Origin of the sequence: Pseudomonas syringae, assembly GCF_021605415.1 — a bacterium.
Taxonomy (GTDB): Bacteria; Pseudomonadota; Gammaproteobacteria; order Pseudomonadales; family Pseudomonadaceae; genus Aquipseudomonas; species Aquipseudomonas syringae_S.
The window spans coordinates 17,680-37,124 of sequence record NZ_WKEQ01000036.1 but is presented as its reverse complement, the minus strand read 5'-3'; the positions used below and the strand labels follow the sequence as shown (position 1 = coordinate 37,124).

Below are 19,445 nucleotides of genomic sequence, written 5' to 3'. Positions count from 1 at the left end.
TAGCTCCTACGCGGGAACGTAGTTATAGCTGGAGGATGAGGGTTTTGAGCGGCGGTTGTTGATCCTGGGAAGGGAAATCGGCGCCCGGGGTCATTACGCTCCACTCGCGCACGGGACGCCCGGCCTTCTCGGCGCAACGCAGCACCTGTTCACGCCAGTCGTCCATGCTGACTTTCGCCAGGTTGTTACAGCAGATCAGCACGCCATTGTCGGCGGTAGTCAGCAGGGCCGGCTTCATCAGGCTTTGATAGTCGCGCAGCAGGTCGACGGTGCCAAACGCACTCTTGGCCCACGCCGGTGGGTCGAGCAGCACCAGATCGTACTGGCGTTGCTCCAGACGCTGATAGCTCGGCAGTTTCTGTCCACGGCGCTGGCTGATCGGCAGGCCGGCGAGTTGGCGAATCGCCGGGAAGTAATCGGACTGGATGAACTGCATTTCCGGCAACTGCGGATTGAGCAGACCATTCTCGCGACCGACCGCCAGATTGCCCTCGGCGAAATCCAGGTTGCACACCTCACGGGCGCCACCCGCCGCTGCGCTGAGGCCAACGCCACAGGTGTACGCGAACAGGTTGAGCACGCTTTTGCCCTGGGCGTGTTCTTTGACCCAGCCGCGGGTGTTGCGCAAGTCGAGAAACAGCAACGGATCCTGCCCGGCATGACGCCCGCGCACGCGGTAGTTCAGGCCCCATTCGTGACCGACCAGGTCGGCCAGTGCAGCATCGTCGGCGCGGTAGACGGTGTCTTCGCGGTCAATGCGCGAATTGCCACGGGAACGGTCGTTGTAGACCAGCAGAGTGTCAAAGCCCAGGACTTGATTGACGATGGCGTGCAGTTGCAGCAAGTCGTCGTGTTCCAGCGTCTGGTGAAAGCTTTGCACCAGCAGTTGCGGGCCATAACGGTCGATGGTCAAGCCGCCGGCACCTTCCTGGCTGCCATGGAACAAGCGATAGCAATCGGTACCCTGACTGTGCAACTCGGCGAGCAAGTCCTGGCGTTGGTCGAGGGCGGCGCGCAGCGCCTGATTCAAGGAAGACATGCGGGCGCCTTGCTGAAGATAATCGGGGCGCGGGAGTTTAGCAGTTTCGAAGCTGCGAGCTTCAAGCTTCGAGCTTGCCGCTCCCGAGCGTCAGCTCGGTTCCATCCGCCGCTTGGCCCGTTGCTCTGAGCCGTTGCGCACGGCCCAGCGCAGCATCGGCGCGCTGCGGTTGACGCTGGCGCGGATGAGTTTGCGTTGCAGCGGGTTCTGGCTGACGCCAAATAGGGCGCTCGCCCAGTCCGGCAACAGATCAATGCCGGCCTGCATCATCAGGCCGCCGAAAGGTTTGGCGAGGCGGCTGGGTGACGGTGCGTTCAACAGCACTCGCAAGACTTCACGGCTGCGCTCGTCGCACAGCAGTTGCGGACGGACACGTTCAAGATAATCAGCAATGTCCTGCCGGGATCGCGGCACATCGTGCGCGCCAAGACGTTCGGCGACCATGGCGATTTCCGCGTAATAACGATCTTGATCCGCCGGCGATAAATGCGGGTTGCGGTAGCGCAGATGCGCGGCAAGGAAGTTGCTCACCTCGGCCACGTGCACCCACGTCAGCAAGTCCGGATCGCTGGCGGCATAGGGTCGACCGTCCGGCGCGGTGCCGACGACTTGCAGATGAATGGTGCGCACTTTCTCGATCAGCCAGTCGGCGTCTCGCCGCGAGCCGAACGTGGTGCCGGAGATGAACTGCCCGGTACGGCGCAGGCGGCCGAGCATGTCTTCACGAAAATTCGAGTGATCCCAGACGCCCGCCAGCGCCAGTGGATGCAGGGCTTGCAGCATCAGGGCGCTGATACCGCCGATGAGCATGCTGCTGAAGTCGCCGTGGACTTGCCAACTGATCGAGTCGGGACCGAACAGGCCGGGATCGCCCTTAGGATTTTCCAGGTCGAGCTTGCCGAGGGACAGCCCGGTCAGGCTCATGATCTGGTTTTCGATGCGGGTGCGGATGAATTCCATGACAACTCAGTGGTGGAGACGGGCGCGAGCCTGTGGTCGCGCCCGCAGTATTACTGATTGAGGCGCGTGTCGATTAAACCTTGCACGACGCTCGGGTCAGCGAGGGTCGAGGTGTCGCCGAGGCTGTCGAGTTCGTTGCACGCGATCTTGCGCAGGATGCGACGCATGATCTTGCCTGAACGGGTTTTCGGCAAGGCCGGCGCCCACTGGATCAGATCCGGTTTGGCGAAGCTGCCGATTTCCTTGCTGACGTGGCTCAGCAGTTCTTTCTTCAGGTCGTCATTGGGCTCGACACCGTTCATGGGCGTGACGAATGCGTAGATGCCCTGGCCTTTGACGTCGTGGGGATAACCGACCACGGCAGCTTCGGCGATGTTGTCGTGCAGCACCAACGCGCTTTCCACTTCGGCGGTGCCGATGCGGTGGCCAGAGACGTTGATGACGTCGTCGATGCGCCCGGTGATCCAGTAATCGCCGTCCTCGTCGCGGCGGGCACCGTCGCCAGTGAAGTAGTAGCCGGGATACGGTTTGAAGTAGGTGTCGACCATGCGTTGCGGGTCGCCGTAAACGCTGCGGATCTGCGCCGGCCAACTCGACTTGATGGCGAGCACGCCGCTGCCGGCGCCTTTAATTTCCTTGCCGGACTCATCGAGCAGCACCGGTTGCACACCGAACATCGGTTGCGTGGCGCAACCCGGTTTGATCCGTTGCGCGCTGACCAGCGGGCTGAGCATGATGCCGCCGGTTTCGGTCTGCCACCAGGTATCGACAATCGGGCAGCGCTGCTCGCCGACCACGTTGAAATACCATTCCCACGCTTCCGGGTTGATTGGCTCACCGACACTGCCGAGCAATCTGAGGCTTTGCCGCGAAGTGTCCTGCAACGGCCCGGCACCTTCGCGCATTAATGCGCGCAGGGCAGTCGGTGCGGTGTAGAAGATGTTGACCTTGTGTTTGTCGATCACCTGCCAGAAGCGCGAGGAACTCGGATAGCTCGGCACGCCTTCGAAGATCAACGTGGTCGCGCCGTTCGCCAACGGGCCGTAGACGATGTAGCTGTGACCGGTCACCCAACCCACATCGGCGGTGCACCAGAACACCTCGCCGTCACGGTAATCAAGCACGTATTTGAAGGTCATCGCCGCTTGCAGCAAGTAGCCGCCGGTGGTGTGCAATACGCCTTTGGGTTTGCCGGTGCTACCGGAGGTGTAGAGGATGAACAGCGGGTCTTCGGCGTCCATCGGTTCCGGCGGGCAATCGTCGCTGACGTCGCGCACGGCCTGGTGATACCACAGATCGCGGCCTTCGACCCAGTCGACGTTGCCTTGGGTACGCTCGACGACGACCACGGTGCTGACGCCCGGGCAACTTTGCAGGGCTTTGTCGACGTTCTGTTTCAACGGCACGAACCTGCCGCCGCGCACGCCTTCATCGGCAGTGATCACCGTGCGACAGTCAGCATCGAGAATGCGGTCGCGCAGGGAATCCGGAGAGAAACCGCCAAACACTACTGAATGCACCGCACCGATGCGCGCGCAGGCGAGCATGGCGTAGGCGGCCTCAGGAATCATCGGCATGTAGATGCACACGCGGTCGCCTTTCTTCACGCCACGGCTTTTCAGCACATTGGCCAGCCGGCAAACGTGGTGATGAAGTTTGTTGTAGGTGATCTGCGCCGACTCGGCGGGGTCGTCGCCTTCCCAGAGGAGCGCCGTCTGCTCGCCGCGCTGTGCGAGGTGGCGGTCGATGCAGTTGTAGCTGACGTTGAGTCTGGCGCCGGCAAACCAGTTGGCTTCACCGGTTTTCAAGTCATACCGCTGGACGGATTGCCACGGTGTGTTCCAGTCGAGGAAGCGTGTGGCCTGTTCGGCCCAGAATTCACTGGGGTGTTCGACGGACTGGCGGTACAGCCGCCGATAGTCGTCCTGACTCAACTGTGCAGCCCGGCGGACGGCATCGGCTTGGGGGAACGTGCTGATATCGAACATGACGGTTCCTTATTCTTGTTTTGTGACAAAGATAAAGATGCGCCGAGCGGACAACAGGTTCAAGTCGGATCAGGAATCTGATGGCTGGATCTGATTTTTCAATCACCCCAAAACTACTGTAGGAGTGAGCCTGCCCACAAAACCCCGGGTTTGATCCAGGGTTTGTGGGCCGAGCATCAAATTAACCGCGGTGACGACCACGGAAGTAGTTGATCAGGCCCTGAGTGGACGGATCGTCAGCGGTGGTTTCGTCGCTGCCGACCAGGCGGTTGTAGACGCCTTTGCCCAATTCCTTGCCCAATTCAACGCCCCACTGGTCGAAGGCATTGATGCCCCAGACCACGCTTTGCACGAAGACTTTGTGTTCGTACATCGCCACCAATGCGCCGAGGCGCCGTGGGCTGATGCGTTCGACCACGAGCGTGTTGCTCGGACGATTGCCTGGGATTACCTTGTGCGGCGCCAGTTTGCGTACGTCTTCCTCACTCATGCCTTTGTCGCGCAGTTCGGCTTCGGCTTCCGTCAACGTCTTGCCGAGCATCAGCGCCTGACTCTGCGACAAGCAGTTGGCGTAGAGCCATTGATGATGGTCGGAGACCGGGTTGAAGCTGACGATCGGCACAATGAAGTCGGCCGGAATCACTTGGGTGCCCTGATGCAGCAACTGGTGATAGGCGTGCTGACCGTTGCAGCCGACGCCGCCCCAGATCACTGGGCCGGTGTCGGTCGACACCTGGGTGCCGTCCTGGCGCACGCTCTTGCCGTTGGACTCCATGTCCAGTTGCTGCAAGTGTTTGGTGATGTTGCGCAGGTAGTGGTCGTACGGCAGGATCGCATGGCTTTGCGCACCCCAGAAGTTGCCATACCAGACACCGAGCAACGCCAGCAGCACGGGCATGTTCTGTTCGAATGGCGCGGTCTGGAAATGCTGGTCCATGGTGTAGGCACCGGACAGCAGTTCCTTGAAGTTGGACATGCCGATGGCCAGCGCGATTGGCAAGCCGATCGCCGACCACAGCGAGTAACGGCCGCCGACCCAGTCCCACATCGGGAAGATGTTTTCTTCACGGATACCGAATGCCACGGCCGCCGCGTTATTGCTCGATACGGCGATGAAGTGGCGGTACAGCTCGGCCTCTGAGCCACCCTGGGCCAGATACCAGGCGCGGGCGGCTTGGGCGTTCTTCAGGGTTTCGAGGGTGTTGAACGACTTCGACGAGACGATGAACAGCGTGGTCTCGGCGCGCAGTTTCTGCGTCAGTTCGTGAAATTCGCTGCCGTCGATGTTCGCCAGGTAATGGCAACGCACGCCTTTCTGGGCGTAGGACAGCAGCGCTTCGGAAACCAGCTCGGGGCCGAGGAACGAGCCACCGATGCCGATGTTCACCACGTCGGTGATCGGCTTCTCGGTGTAACCGCGCCACAGACCGTCGTGGATGCGGCCGACCAGATCAGTGATCTGGTTCAGCACCTTGTGCACTTCCGGCATCACGTTGACGCCGTTGACCGACAGCTTGTCGCCCACGGGACGGCGCAGGGCGGTATGCAGGGCAGGGCGGCCCTCGGAAGCGTTTACGATTTCGCCATCAAACAGCGCTTTGATCGCGCCTTTCAGATCGACTTCATTGGCCAGGCCCACCAGCAGATTGCGGGTCTCGGCGTTGATCAAATTCTTTGAATAATCGAGAAACAGTCCGCAGCTGCTAAGCGTGAATTGATTGAAGCGCTGCGGATCGGCGTTGAAGGCTTCGCGCATGCTGAAATCCTGCATGGCTTGGCGGTGATCTTTCAACGCTTGCCAGGCGGGCAGAGCGGTAACGTCGTGAGGAGTGCGGTAGTACGCCATCGCTGCGATTTTCCTTTTTACTTGAACGGCCTTTTGAACACGGAACAGACCGTCACGCCTGTTTAGGGGGTGCGATCAACTGCGTCGACACGATTGATAGGCGCAGGGCGAATACAGTAAACCTCGCGCCGCGTTCTGTCTTGACTTCTTCTGACCAGATCCCTGTACTTTTTTAACATCGAGAGCGGGAAATGGCCGACAAACGGATCGAAAGCAGGAAATAAAGCCGTTGTAGGAGCGAGCCAGCTCGCGAAGGCGTCGGATCAGTCAACGTCATCGTTGAATGTCAGAACGCTTTCGCGAGCAAGCTCTGCTCCTAGAAGGTGGAGGGGGTCAGGCGGGGGTATCGAGATTCAGGTGCAGGTTGTCAATCAACCGCGTGGTACCGAGGAACGCCGCGACCAGAATCACCAGATCACGGTCTTCAGCCGTTGCCGGGCGCAAAGTCACGCCATGGCGGATTTCCAGGTAATCGGTACGCAGGCCGGCCGCTTCCAGTTGTTTGACCTGGGCGCCGACCAGCGCCGGGAAATCGCGCTCGCCTTGCTTGATCGCGTCGGCAATCGCGCTCAGGGTTTGATAGACCACCGGCGCCACGGCGCGTTGCTCCTCACTGAGGAAACCGTTGCGCGACGACAGCGCCAGGCCATCGGCGGCACGTACGGTCGGCTCGCCAATGATCTGGATCGGCATATTGAGGTCATGCACCAGCGCGCGGATCACTGCCAGTTGCTGAAAGTCCTTCTGGCCAAAGATCGCGAGATCCGGCTGCACCATGTTGAACAGCTTGCTGACCACCGTCGCCACGCCTTCAAAGTGCCCCGGACGGCTGGCGCCGCACAGGCCTTCGGACAGTTGCGGCACGCTCACACGCGTCTGTCCGGCCATGCCGTCGGGATACATTTCATCGACAGTGGGCGCGAACAGCAGGTCGCAACCGGCTTCAAGGAGTTTTTCCTGATCCGCGGCCAGCGTGCGCGGGTATTTGTCGAGATCTTCGCCGGCGCCGAATTGCAGCGGGTTGACGAAAATGCTCGCGACCACGAAATCCACGCGTTGCTTGGCCTTGGTCACCAGCGCGACATGGCCGCTGTGCAGGTTGCCCATGGTCGGGACGAAGCCGATGCGCTTGCCTTCGCTGCGAGCACGGGCCACGGCGGCGCGCAGTTCGCGTACGGTTTTTACGGTGTTCATGCGGAGAATCCGTGTTCGATGCCTGGGAACGTGACGGCTTTGACTTCGTCGACATAGGCTTTGAGAGCCGACTGAATGGTGTCCTGGTCGTGCATGAAGTTCTTCACGAACTTCGCCACGCGGCCGCTGATCGACAGACCGAGCATGTCGTGCAGCACCAGTACCTGGCCATCCGTCGCGCTACCGGCGCCGATGCCGATCACCGGGATTTTCACCGCCTGGCTGATTTCGGCCGCCAGTTCGCTCGGCACGCATTCGAGCAACAACATCGCCGCACCGGCCTGTTCCAGCGAGATGGCGTCGGCACGCATCTGCCGCGCCTGGTTTTCGTTGCGACCCTGCACTTTATAGCCGCCAAGGATGTTCACCGCTTGCGGTGTGAGGCCCATGTGCGCGCACACCGGCACGCCACGTTCGGCGAGCAGACGGATCGATTCCGCCAGCCACAGCGCGCCTTCGACCTTGATCATGTGCGCACCGGCCTGCATCAGCCTGGCGCTGTTGGTCATGGTTTGTTCGAGGGTGGCGTTGGCCATGAACGGCAGGTCGGCCAGGATCAGGGCGTCAGTGTTGCCGCGCTTGACGCAGGCGACGTGATAAGCCATTTCGTCGGTGGTCACCGGCAAGGTGCTGTCGTGCCCTTGCAGCACCATACCGAGAGAATCGCCCACCAGCAGCACTTCGACACCGGCCTCGTTGCAGGCGTGGGCGAAAGTCGCGTCATAGCAGGTGAGCATGGTGATTTTTTCACCTTTCTGCTTGAGGCTCTGGAGCGTGGTCAGGGTGATGGCTGGCATGTAAGAAATCCTCGTTCAGGCGCTCTGGAAACTACTGCGAGTAACGCGCGTGATTCTTCATTTACTCAGGCGCACGGTCTTTTGTCGTGCTTATAAGGCCTGGATTGCGCCCGTGTGTGCCGGGTTGGCGGCAGCGGGACGCCTATAGTCGTGAGGAGAACCCGGGAAGTCAATTATGTGTGTTACCGCGATGTTACGAGGGGAGTGTTACCGGCGTAACTGATGCGATTCAGCTCCCCGGAGGCGGTGTTTCAGAGACGCTCGAGGCCGACGAATGGGCAAGCTGCGAGCAGATCTGCCAAGGTTCGGCCATCAGCCAGGCGCAGATTGGCTGGCGCGAGTTCGGCGAGGGGATAAAGGACGAACGCACGTTCCTGCATGTGGTAATGCGGGACTTTCAAGCGTGGCTCGTCGATCAGGCGATCTCCGAACAACAGAATGTCCAGATCCAGTGTGCGCGGGCCCCAGCGTTGCAGACGCTCACGACCCTGGTCATTCTCGATGGCTTGCAGGGCATCGAGCAGCTCCAGCGGCGCGAGGTTGCTGTCGAGGGCGGCAACCGCGTTGGTGTAACGCGGTTGCCCCGGCAGCAGCGAATCGCTCTGGTAGAAGGACGAAACGCCAGCCAGTTCGGTGTCCGGCAGTTGCGCCAACGCTTCGACAGCGCTGCGCAATTGCTCGGCCGGGTCAGCCAGGTTGCTGCCCATGCCGATATAGATGCGTTCCATGCCTTACTCGCCGGCGCTCGGTGCGCCCGCGCGTTTACGCTTGGAGCCGCTGCTGCGACGGCGCTTGCGCGGTGCGCCGGTTTCGTCGCCCTTGCCGCTGAGGTCGCGGATCATGTCGCGGCGCTCGCTGTCATTGGCGTCCTGATAGTCGGTCCACCATTCACCGAGGCCATCGGTCTGCTCGCCGGCGCTTTCACGCAGCAACAGGAAGTCGTAACCGGCACGGAAACGCGGGTTGTCCAGCAACAGGTCGGCGCGTTTGCCGCTGCGGCGTGGCAGGCGTTCCTGCATGTCCCAGATTTCGCGGATCGGCAGGGTGAAACGCTTGGGAATCGCAATGCGCTGACACTGTTCGGCGATCAGTTCGTGGGCGCCTTCCTGCATCGCCGGAATCGGCGGCATGCCACGTTCCTGGAGACGCAATACGCGGGCCGGCAGGGCAGGCCACAGCAATGCGGCGAACAGGAACGCCGGAGTGACCGGTTTGTTCTGCTTGATGCGCAGATCAGTGTTCGCCAGCGCTTCGCTGATCAGCGTGTGGGTGTATTCAGGGTTGTGTTCCAGCGCTTCGGCACTGGACGGGAACAGCGGCGCGAAGAGTTGCAGATCAACCAGCATCTCGAAGGTGATCGCGGCATGGCCGGAGAGGAACAGCTTGAGCACTTCCTCGAACAGACGCGCCGACGGGATCTCGCGCAGCATCGGCGCCAGTTCGCGGATCGGTTGCACGGTGTGTTTTTCGATGCCGAAGTTGAGCTTGGCAGCGAAACGCACGGCCCGCAGCATGCGCACCGGATCTTCCTGGTAGCGCTGCTTCGGATCGCCGATCAGGCGGATCAGGTGGTTGCGGATGTCGTGCACGCCGTTGGCGTAATCGAGGATGCGCTCGCTGACCGGATCGTAATACAGCGCGTTGATGGTGAAGTCGCGACGTTGCGCGTCTTCTTCCAGCGTGCCGTAAACGTTGTCGCGCAGAATCCGCCCGCTCTCGTTGCGCGAAGACTGATTGCTGTCTTCGTCGTCTTCGTTGACCGGATGATTGGCGCGGAAGGTCGCGACTTCGATGATCTCGCGACCGAAATGAATATGTACAAGCTTGAAGCGGCGACCGATGATCCGCGCGTTGCGGAATTCGGCCCGGACCTGCTCGGGGGTGGCACTGGTGGCAACGTCGAAATCTTTGGGCGTGATGCCCAACATCATGTCGCGGACACAACCGCCGACCAGATAAGCCTGGTAACCGGCACCCTGCAGGCGTTCGACGATATTGACCGCGTAGCGGCTGAATTGCGTCTTTTGCAGCGAATGTTGGCCGCTGTTGAGCACTTCAGGGGTGCTACGGATGTGTTGCGTACGACGCACGGGAGTACGGAATGACTGGAACAACTTCTTCAGCATGGGATGCACTGTTTGAAGGAATGTTCGGCCATAACGAAAGATGACCGCATGATGGGCGGGGATTCTAGCATTTAGTCGAGGGATGGTGTAGGAGGCCGCAGATTTGAGCTGTAAGCCGCGAGCTGCAAGGGTAGAGCGGGGGAAAGCAGGGGGATTTTGAAACGGGAGAAACTACAAGGGGAGCCGAAGCTCCCCAAGAAAGTAGTTGCATGCTCTTTTTATTATTGATTCGGGCTTTTTGTTTTTGTTGAGTGCCCTCGCCATGAGGTTTCCCTTCATGACCCTCCCAATCGGGAGCCAAGAGCAAACGGATTGCTTTGGTCGCTGAATTGCAGTGATCTCTCGATCCAACCAGTACAGGCTCTGTCTTAGGACAGTTTTTGTTGTTCTCGGCCTGGTCGTGGGGCTAGCCCCAAATACAACGCCTCTCCAAAAGAATCAGTTAGCTGCGCCTCTCGCCGTCTTGTTTTTATTGTGCGTGAGTCGATTCGTCTTATTTTTATTGTCTTTTACGTTGCTTGTTATTGTTCTTGTACCAAACATATAGCAGGGGGCGTGCCAACTTTTTCGAAGCCCAGTAAAACAAGGGGTTAGGTCGATATAACCGTTTTGGCGGGGCAAAAAAAAGCCGGGGTTTCGTTACCGTAAACCCCGGCCTCTGTTACGTGACTAAACTGAGGTAACAGTTTTTTCACATTCTCAGCGGTTACCCGCACACTCGACAGGTAACGTTCAGCTCTCGCTCGCCACGCCCGTCTTGCGCCGTGGAATGCCAAGGCGCTGACGGCGTTCCCACAGGCACTTTCGGCTGACCCCGAGTTTGCGTGCCAGCTCGGTTTCGGTCATGTGATCCTGGTGCTCAAGGACGAAGTGCTGGAAATAGTCTTCCAGCGACAGATCCTCGGTCGGTTCATGGCTGTTATTACTGGTACCGCCGCCGGTCTGGGCCGGCAGGCCGATGAACTCGTCATCGTCCAGGTCACTCAGCTCGATGTCGATGCCCAGCAGATCCGCAGAGATTTCCGGGCTTTCGCTCAGGATTACCGCACGCTCGACCGCGTTTTCCAGCTCTCGCACGTTACCCGGCCAGGAGTAGTGACGGATCGCCTGTTCGGCATCCGCGGCAAATCGCAGGTCGGTACGGTTGATGCGCGCACTCTGCCGGGCGAGGAAGGCGTTGGCGATTTCGTTGACGTCGGCACCGCGCTCGCGCAGGGCCGGCAATTTCAAGGCAATCACGTGGAGACGGTAATAAAGGTCTTCACGGAACTGGCCGATCTTCGCCAGGCTTTTCAGATCCCGGTGAGTTGCAGCGATCAGGCGCACATCGACTTTTTGCGACTGCACCGAGCCAACGCGACGAATCTCGCCTTCCTGCAACACGCGCAGCAGACGGGCCTGGGCCTCGAGTGGCAGCTCGCCGATTTCATCGAGGAACAGCGTGCCGCCATCCGCCGCTTCTACCAGACCGGCACGACCGGCGCTGGCACCGGTAAACGCGCCTTTCTCGTGGCCGAACAGTTCGGACTCGATCAGGCTTTCCGGAATGGCCGCGCAGTTCACCGAGATCATTGGTGCCTTGGCGCGTTTGGATAGATTGTGCAGTGCGCGGGCGACCAGCTCCTTACCGGTGCCGGACTCGCCCTGGATCAGGACATTGGAATCGGTTGGCGCGACTTTGCGGATCTTCACGTACAGATCCTGCATTGGCGGGCATGAACCAATGATGCCGATTTCGCCATTGCTGTTGTCGGCGGCGGATTTGGCGCTGCCATTGCCCGCTTTGCCGGCCACAACTTCACCCGCGGCTGGCGCTGACTGGCGATCACGCAGAATGCGGGCGACAGCTTGCAGCATTTCGTCGTGGTCGAAAGGCTTGGCGATGTAGTCCACCGCGCCCATTTTCATCGAGTCCACGGCCGAGCGCAGGCTGGCGTAACTGGTCATGATCAACACCGGCGTACCTTCACCGAGCTTGATCAGTTCGGTGCCTGGAGCGCCTGGCAATCGCAGATCGCTGACGATCAGGTCGAACGTAGGAATACTGAAGCGTTCTTGTGCTTCCTGCACTGAACCGGCTTCGCTGACCTGATACTGGTTACGTTCCAGCAGGCGGCGCAAGGCGGAGCGGATAATGGTTTCGTCTTCGACGATCAAAATGTGCGGCATTGATTCGATACTCTCGACGGTCTCAGTTCACAGCGGACGTCGCTTCGACATGACGCGGCAATGTCACCCGGATACGGGTGCCGCGCTGGCTCTGAACATCAGCCGGGCTGTCGATGGTGATTTGTCCATAATGCTCTTCAACGATGGAATAGACCAGTGCAAGGCCCAGACCGGTGCCTTCACCCGGATCCTTGGTGGTGAAGAAAGGTTCGAACAATCGATCCATGATGCTCGACGGAATGCCACTGCCTTCGTCTTCGACGATCAGATCGACCGTGTGTTCGCCGGCTTCGCTCTTGACCCGCACGGCGCTGCCCGCAGGCGAGGCGTCACGGGCGTTGGAGAGCAGGTTGATCAGCACTTGGGCGAGGCGCTGCGGATCGCCTTCGACCCAATGATCCGGATCGCACAAGTTGTAGAACTGCACTTCGAAATTGCGCCGGTTGAGGGCGAGCAGGCCGATGGCGTCCTGCGCGACTTCCGCCAGACAGACGGGCTCGTCACTGTGCTGGTGGCTGCCGGCATGGGCGAAGCTCATCAGCGACTGGACGATGCGGGAAATGCGTTTGGTCTGTTCGAGAATCTGCCCGCTGATTTCCGTCAGCTCACCGTCCTCTTCGCGTTCTTCACGCAGGTTTTGCGCCAGACAAGCGATGCCGGTGACCGGGTTGCCGATTTCGTGGGCCACGCCTGCGGCCAGGCGGCCAATGCTAGCGAGGCGTTCGGAATGCACCAGTTTGTCTTCGAGCATCTGCGTTTCGGTCAGGTCTTCCACCAGCAGCACCAAGCCGCTGTTGCCTGGCGCCAGCGGCTCATCGATCGCCGCTTTGTGCAGATTGAGCCAGCGGGTCTGACCGTCGAGGGCCAAGTGCTGTTTGTGCAAGTGTTCGTCCGGACGATCGATAAAACCTTGCAGCAAATTCTTCCATGGTTCGCCGATGGTGTTCAATCGCGAGCCGACGACCCGTTGAGCGGCGATGCCGGTGAGTTCTTCCATCGCCCTGTTCCACATCAGGATCTCTTGATCCTTGGCGAGCGAGCAGACGCCCATTGGCAGTTCTTGCAACGTTTGCCGGTGATAGCGGCGCAACGCATCGAGTTCGGCGGCAAGACCGGTGAGGCGCGAGTGGTAGTCCTCAAGGCGGCTTTCGATGAAGTGGATGTCTTCGGTGACGTAGTTTTCACCGCCGGCCTTGTAGGGCAGGAAGGTTTCAACCATGTCTTGCGCCACGCTCGGGCCCATCAGGCCGGACAGGTTGGCCTCGATGCGATCGCGCAAACGGCGCAAGGCATACGGGCGGCGCTCGTCGAAAGGCAGGTAGAGGTCGCGCAGGGCTTGCTCGACTTCTTTCTGTGCGGCTTTGGCGCCGAGAGGCTTGGCCAATTGCGTGGCGAACTCCTGAGGCGATGCGGCGTGCAATTCGCGGCGTTGCGGACGACGCACGTTGTCCACCGCGCAGGCTTCGGCCGCGCTGGCCTCTTCCGGGCTGGCATTGGTGAACAGCGAGATCAGGGTGAACATCAGCACGTTCGCTGCCAGCGAGGCAATGGCTGCCATGTGCCAACTGGTGTCGTCCAGCACGTAAATCATGTTCAGCAGCGGGATGTAGAAACCCTGCAGATTGCCGACCAGCGGCAGCAGCATGGTCACCACCCACACCAGAATCCCCGCCAGCAGTCCGGCGATGAAGCCGCGACGGTTGGCGGTCGGCCAGTACAGCACCGAGAGCACGCCGGGCAGGAATTGCAGGGTGGCGACGAAGGCGACGATGCCGAGGTTGGCCAGATCCTGCTCGGCGCCGAGCATCAGGTAGAAGCCGAAACCGGCCATGATGATCGCGACGATCAGCGCCCGCCGCGTCCATTTCAACCAGCGGTAGATGTTGCCTTCGGCCGGCGGCTGATAAAGCGGCAGCACCAGGTGATTGAGCGCCATCCCGGACAACGCCAGGGTGGTGACGATGATCAGGCCGCTTGCCGCCGACAGTCCGCCGACGTAGGCGAGCAACGCCAAGGCCTTGCTGTTGGCCGCGATGCCGATACCCAGGGTGAAATATTCCGGGTTGGTGGTCGCGCCGAGTTTCAGCCCCGCCCAGAGAATCAGCGGCACCGCCAGGCTCATCAGCAACAGGAACAAGGGCAGGCCCCAACTCGCGCTGACCAGTGAGCGCGGGTTGAGGTTTTCAGTGAAGGTCATGTGGTACATGTGCGGCATCACGATGGCCGAGGCAAAAAACACCAGCAGCAACGTGCGCCACGGCCCTTCCTGCAACGGCGTGTGCAGGGCGGCGAGGGCGGTCTGGTTTTGCAGCAGCCACAGCTCAAGTTGTTGCGGGCCGTCGAACACGCCGTACAACGCATAAAGGCCGACGCCGCCAATGGCGATCAGTTTGATGACCGACTCGAAAGCGATGGCGAACACCAGGCCTTCATGTTTCTCGCGCGTCGCGATATGTCGGGAGCCGAAAAAAATCGTGAACAGAATGATCAGCGAACAGAACGCCAGCGCCACGCGATTCTGTACCGGCTCGCCAGTGAGAATGCCGATGGAGTCGGCCACAGCCTGGATCTGCAGGGCCAGCAACGGCAGGACGCCGATCAGCATGAAGATCGTCGTCAGCGCCCCGGCCCAGGTGCTGCGGAAACGGAACGCGAACAGATCGGCCAGTGACGACAGTTGGTAAGTGCGGGTGATCTTCAGGATCGGATAGAGCAGCACCGGCGCCAGCAGAAACGCCCCGGACACGCCCAGGTAACTGGACAGAAAACCGTAACCATATTGATAGGCCAGGCCGACCGTGCCGTAAAACGCCCAGGCACTGGCATAGACGCCAAGCGACAGGGTGTACGTCAGCGGATGGCGAATGATCGCCCGCGGGATCATGCCCCGTTCGCTGATCCACGCGACGCCGAACAGCACCGTCAGGTAGGCGGCGCTGACCAGGATCATCTGGGTCAGGCTAAAGCTCATCGGCATCTTTTTGGCTCTGGAGAATGAAGGTCACGACAATCAGGATCAGCCAGAGCAGATACGGCCGGTACCAGGCGCCCGTGGCGTCGATCCACCAATCCATGATGGCTGGAGAAAACAGATAGATTCCCACGACCAAAAGCAGGACCAAGCGATAGATGTACATCCCGGCCTCTCTTTTTTATGCGCGTGCCCGAAAACGTGCGGCGATGGTAACGGATGGGCGCGCGACTGCAAGTGCCGTCATGTCAGTTGCGCTTCGGGCAGCGTCAGTGTGCGCGGGATTTTGGCCGCATCCCAGTGGGCCACGCCCCACTTGAGCAGCTCGGCGGGCGTGGCGTGGGCCAGTTCGCTGCCGGGGTTTTGGCCGAGTGCGCGTAATGCCCGAAGCAGCAGGGGCGTGGCCTGGTCTTCAGTCAACGGCGGCGAGCGGTAGGATTTGCCGAGTTTGTTGCCGTCCGGCTGGGTAATCAGCGGAAGGTGCAGGTAGCGCGGCTGAGGAAAACCGAGCAGTTCTTGCAGATATAACTGACGCGGCGTCGAGTCGAGCAGATCGGCGCCGCGCACGATGTCGGTGATGCCCTGCCAGGCGTCATCCAGCACCACGGCGAGTTGATACGCGTAGAGGCCGTCGCGACGACGGATCACGAAATCGCCGACATCACGGCCCAAGTGCTGACGGAATTCGCCCTGCACGCGGTCGATAAAGTGATATTCCAGCTCCGGCACGCGCAGACGGATCGCCGCCCCTTCCTGACTGTGGCCGGCGTTGCGGCACAAGCCCGGATAAATGCCGTAATACGGCTCCAGTTGTTTGCGCGAGCATGTGCAGGCGTAGGCTAGGCCGTGATTGAACAGGCGATTGAGCACTTCAGCGTAGGCGTCGTGGCGATCACTCTGGCGCACCATGTCGCCGTCCCATTCGAAACCATAGCTCTCAAGTGCCCTGAGGATCGCGGCCTGGGCACCGGGTTCTTCGCGGGGCGGATCGAGATCCTCCATGCGCACGAGCCAACGACCGCCCCCGGAGCGCGCGTCGAGATAAGACGCGAGCGCGGCGACCAGCGAACCGAAGTGCAAGTGTCCGCTGGGCGTGGGGGCGAAGCGGCCGATGTAGTGGGGTTGGTTTTTGGCAGTCATGGGCGCGAAACTACTTCTTCAGGCGTGCACGGGTCTACTTGTAGAAGTGAGCCTGCTCGCGATAGCGATAGGCCGGTCAACGTTGATGTGAAGTCCAGCCGCCATCGGGAGCAGGCTCACTCCTACACAAAAAGCAGAAACAAAAACGGAGCGTTTGCACGCTCCGTTTTTCGTTCAGGCCAGAATTATTTGCCGACCTGCTTTTCCTTGATTTCCGCCAGTGTCTTGCAGTCGATGCACAGATCGGCGGTCGGACGGGCTTCGAGACGCTTGACGCCGATCTCGATGCCGCAGGATTCGCACCAGCCGTATTCTTCGTCCTGAATCAGTTCAAGCGTCTTGTCGATCTTCTTGATCAACTTGCGCTCACGGTCGCGGGCACGCAGCTCGAGGGCGAATTCTTCTTCCTGACTGGCACGGTCGGCCGGGTCAGGGAAGTTGGCCGCTTCGTCTTTCATGTGATCAACGGTACGGTCGACTTCCTTCATCAAGTCCTGTTTCCACTTGTTGAGGATCTTGGTGAAGTGCGCGCGCATCGGAGCGCCCATGTACTCTTCACCGGCCTTCGGAACGTAGGGTTCGAAGCCGCTGATCGTCGATTGCTGCTGTTGTTTTGCCTGGGTGGACATGAAATAGACCGCCTCTACTCTTGTAATCCATTGCGCAGGATTGCTCCATCACCGACACCTGCCGGCCCTGCGACTGCAAGCGGGCGAACTTACCAGATCAATTCGAGCCGCGCTACTCCCGGATGTCGAACCGGTGGCCCGTGGGGCTTGCAAATAGTTGGCAAGGCATGTCTGGCGGTGCTGGAGGCCTGTTCAATGACTGATTTTAGTCAATCCTGGTGCTGACGTTAGAGCGTTTTCGGCCAGGGTTCATGAGGCTGTGACCGCTGCGGGTTCTCGCTCGTTCCGGCACGCGGGTAGAATCGTTTCTTTTTCCCCTCGAAGGAAGGCCAATGGCTCAGCCCTACAGTGCGCGCAGTCGTGCGATCGAACCGTTCCATGTGATGGCGTTACTGGCGCGGGCCAATGAATTGCAAGCGGCAGGCCACGACGTGATCCATCTGGAAATCGGCGAGCCAGACTTCACCACCGCCGAACCGATCATTCGCGCGGGTCAGGCTGCGCTGTCGGCGGGCAAGACTCGCTACACGGCCGCCCGGGGCATCCCGGAATTACGTGAGGCGATCAGCGGTTTTTATCAACAGCGCTATGGCCTGACGATCGATCCGCGACGCATTCTCATCACCCCCGGCGGTTCTGGCGCGTTGCTGCTGGCCAGTGCCTTGCTGGTGGATCCGGGCAAACACTGGTTGCTCGCCGACCCCGGCTACCCGTGCAACCGACATTTCCTGCGGCTGGTCGAGGGTGCGGCGCAGTTGGTGCCGGTTGGCCCGGACGTGCGCTATCAACTGACGCCGGATCTGGTGGAGCGTCATTGGGATCACGACAGCGTCGGCGCCCTGGTAGCCTCACCAGCCAATCCGACCGGGACAATTTTGACCCGCGATGAACTCGCCGGGTTATCCACAGCCATCAAGGCGCGGCATGGCCATTTGGTGGTGGACGAGATCTATCACGGCCTGACGTACGGCACTGATGCGGCCAGTGTGCTGGAAGTCGATGACAGCGCGTTTGTCCTCAACAGCTTCTCAAAATATTTCGGCATGACCGGTTGGCGCCTGGGCTGGCTGGTGGCGCCGGAAGCGGCGGTCGGCGAGCTGGAAAAACTCGCGCAAAACCTCTACATCAGCGCGCCGAGCATGGCGCAACACGCGGCGCTGGCCTGCTTCGAACCGGACACGATTGCCATTCTTGAAGAGCGCCGCGCCGAGTTCGGCCGTCGTCGTGACTTCCTGTTGCCGGCCCTGCGCGAGTTGGGTTTCAACATCGCCGTGGAACCGGAAGGCGCGTTTTACCTTTATGCCGATATCAGCCAGTTCGGCGGCGATGGCTTCGCGTTCTGCCGACATTTCCTTGAAACCGAGCATGTGGCGATTACGCCGGGGCTGGATTTCGGTCGCTATCAGGCCAGTCATCATGTGCGCTTTGCTTACACCCAAAGTCTTCCTCGCCTACAAGAAGCAGTGGAGCGAATTGCTCGTGGTTTGAAGAGTTGGCAAGCCTGATGCGGTTTTATCCTGCGTTGGAAGAAGCGCGCCTGATCCGTCGTTACAAGCGGTTTCTCACCGATATCGAAACCGTCAGCGGCGAGTTGTTGACCATTCACTGCCCGAACACCGGTTCGATGCTCAACTGCCAGGTCGAGGGCGGGCAAGTCTGGTTCAGTCGATCCAACGACCCGAAACGCAAGTTGCCCGGCACCTGGGAAATTGGCGAAACCCCGCAGGGCCGGCTGTTTTGCGTGAATACCGGACGCGCCAATGCGCTGGTTGAAGAAGCGTTGCAGGCAGGCGTGATTACCGAGCTGAACGGCTTTACTGCGTTAAAGCGGGAAGTGGCTTACGGACAGGAAAGCAGTCGTATTGATTTCCGTCTCGAATACCCGGATGGTCCGGCTTATGTAGAAGTCAAAAGTGTCACGTTGGGCTTCGGCGGTACGGCGGTGGCGGCGTTTCCCGACGCTGTGACCCAGCGCGGCACCAAGCATTTGCGTGAGCTGGCACATCTGGCGCGAGACGGCATCCGAGCGGTGCAGTTGTACTGCGTGAATCTCACCGGCATCGAGGCGGTGCGTCCTGCACAGGAAATCGATTCGGCTTACGCCGATGCGTTACGCGAAGCGGTGGCCTGCGGCGTCGAAGTGTTGGCCTATGGCGTGCGTTTGAGCCATGAAGAAGTCGTCATCGACCGCCGACTGGACGTCATTCTCGGCGACTAGACATCGATCCACAGCCCTTGCGCATCCTCGTGGCAAGGGATCGCGGTCAGTGATTGGCCGGCGCACGGTCCCGAGACACATTCGCCGTCCTCGATCAGGAACAGGGCGCCGTGGGTGGCGCACTGGATCAGGCTGTTGCTCGCGTCGAGGAACCGGTCAGGCTGCCATTCCAGCCCGACCCCTCGGTGCGGGCAGCGGTTGAGATAGACATAGGCCCGACCGCTGCGGCGCACGGCGAACAGCTTTTTGCCATCGATGTCGAAACCGCGACTTTCGGCTTCAACCAGATCGGCGCCTGTGCAAAGAAACTTCATGACTATCCTCTGATGTCGGCTCGTGTCCGGATATGTCCGAGCTTGACGTTTAAA

Annotated in this window: 16 protein-coding genes; 2 read left to right on the top strand and 14 right to left on the bottom strand. The window is 60.3% G+C overall.

Annotated features, from left to right (window positions below):
- Positions 1–22: 22 nt before the first annotated feature.
- The 13 genes from GIW69_RS21530 to dksA all read right to left on the bottom strand — a co-directional run bounded on the left by GIW69_RS21530 (position 23) and on the right by dksA (position 16,859).
- Positions 23–1,039, bottom strand: a complete 1,017-nt coding sequence (locus GIW69_RS21530) for a class I SAM-dependent methyltransferase (protein WP_236484795.1) — start codon at positions 1,037–1,039, stop codon at positions 23–25.
- A 90-nt stretch (positions 1,040–1,129) separates the two neighbouring features.
- Positions 1,130–1,999 (bottom strand): oxygenase MpaB family protein, encoded by an 870-nt coding sequence (locus GIW69_RS21525; RefSeq protein ID WP_236484794.1) that lies wholly within the window; start codon positions 1,997–1,999, stop codon positions 1,130–1,132.
- Positions 2,000–2,049: 50 nt separating this feature from the next.
- On the bottom strand, positions 2,050–3,987 hold the full coding sequence (gene acs, locus GIW69_RS21520; protein ID WP_236484793.1) for an acetate--CoA ligase: 1,938 nt from the start codon (positions 3,985–3,987) through the stop codon (positions 2,050–2,052).
- Between the two features lie 181 nt (positions 3,988–4,168).
- The gene (gene pgi, locus GIW69_RS21515; RefSeq protein ID WP_236484792.1) at positions 4,169–5,833 is read right to left on the bottom strand and encodes a glucose-6-phosphate isomerase; all 1,665 of its coding nucleotides are present in this window, start codon (positions 5,831–5,833) and stop codon (positions 4,169–4,171) included.
- 333 nt (positions 5,834–6,166) lie between these two features.
- On the bottom strand, positions 6,167–7,027 hold the full coding sequence (panC, locus tag GIW69_RS21510) for a pantoate--beta-alanine ligase (protein ID WP_236484791.1): 861 nt from the start codon (positions 7,025–7,027) through the stop codon (positions 6,167–6,169).
- Positions 7,024–7,824 (bottom strand): 3-methyl-2-oxobutanoate hydroxymethyltransferase, encoded by an 801-nt coding sequence (gene panB / locus GIW69_RS21505; RefSeq protein WP_236484790.1) that lies wholly within the window; start codon positions 7,822–7,824, stop codon positions 7,024–7,026. Before panB ends, panC begins: the two co-directional genes overlap by 4 nt.
- 251 nt (positions 7,825–8,075) lie before the next feature.
- Entirely contained in the window at positions 8,076–8,552 is a 477-nt protein-coding gene (gene folK / locus GIW69_RS21500; protein ID WP_236484789.1) for a 2-amino-4-hydroxy-6-hydroxymethyldihydropteridine diphosphokinase, read from the bottom strand.
- Positions 8,553–8,555: 3 nt separating this feature from the next.
- Complete coding sequence (locus GIW69_RS21495) at positions 8,556–9,950, bottom strand: polynucleotide adenylyltransferase PcnB (protein ID WP_236484788.1); 1,395 nt, start codon at positions 9,948–9,950, stop codon at positions 8,556–8,558.
- Between the two features lie 732 nt (positions 9,951–10,682).
- Positions 10,683–12,119 (bottom strand): sigma-54-dependent transcriptional regulator, encoded by a 1,437-nt coding sequence (locus tag GIW69_RS21490; protein WP_236484787.1) that lies wholly within the window; start codon positions 12,117–12,119, stop codon positions 10,683–10,685.
- A 22-nt stretch (positions 12,120–12,141) separates the two neighbouring features.
- The gene (locus GIW69_RS21485; RefSeq protein ID WP_236484786.1) at positions 12,142–15,096 is read right to left on the bottom strand and encodes a sensor histidine kinase; all 2,955 of its coding nucleotides are present in this window, start codon (positions 15,094–15,096) and stop codon (positions 12,142–12,144) included.
- Positions 15,080–15,256, bottom strand: a complete 177-nt coding sequence (locus GIW69_RS21480) for a hypothetical protein (protein WP_003176118.1) — start codon at positions 15,254–15,256, stop codon at positions 15,080–15,082. The genes GIW69_RS21485 and GIW69_RS21480 overlap by 17 nt, the downstream gene beginning before the upstream one ends.
- 77 nt (positions 15,257–15,333) lie before the next feature.
- A complete protein-coding gene (gene gluQRS, locus GIW69_RS21475; RefSeq protein ID WP_236484785.1) occupies positions 15,334–16,230 on the bottom strand; it encodes a tRNA glutamyl-Q(34) synthetase GluQRS in 897 nt (298 codons plus the stop codon).
- A 185-nt stretch (positions 16,231–16,415) separates the two neighbouring features.
- On the bottom strand, positions 16,416–16,859 hold the full coding sequence (dksA, locus tag GIW69_RS21470) for an RNA polymerase-binding protein DksA (protein WP_236484784.1): 444 nt from the start codon (positions 16,857–16,859) through the stop codon (positions 16,416–16,418).
- 332 nt (positions 16,860–17,191) lie between these two features.
- Between dksA and GIW69_RS21465 the strand changes: the two genes are divergently transcribed.
- Entirely contained in the window at positions 17,192–18,364 is a 1,173-nt protein-coding gene (locus GIW69_RS21465) for a pyridoxal phosphate-dependent aminotransferase (RefSeq protein ID WP_236484783.1), read from the top strand.
- The gene (gene sfsA, locus GIW69_RS21460; protein WP_236484782.1) at positions 18,364–19,077 is read left to right on the top strand and encodes a DNA/RNA nuclease SfsA; all 714 of its coding nucleotides are present in this window, start codon (positions 18,364–18,366) and stop codon (positions 19,075–19,077) included. The genes GIW69_RS21465 and sfsA overlap by 1 nt, the downstream gene beginning before the upstream one ends.
- Here the strand turns inward: sfsA and GIW69_RS21455 are convergent.
- Positions 19,074–19,391 carry a Rieske (2Fe-2S) protein gene (locus tag GIW69_RS21455; protein ID WP_236484781.1) on the bottom strand — a complete coding sequence of 106 codons (318 nt, stop codon included), beginning with the start codon at positions 19,389–19,391 and terminating at the stop codon, positions 19,074–19,076. The two genes, sfsA and GIW69_RS21455, sit on opposite strands and share 4 nt — an antisense overlap.
- Positions 19,392–19,445 lie beyond the last annotated feature (54 nt).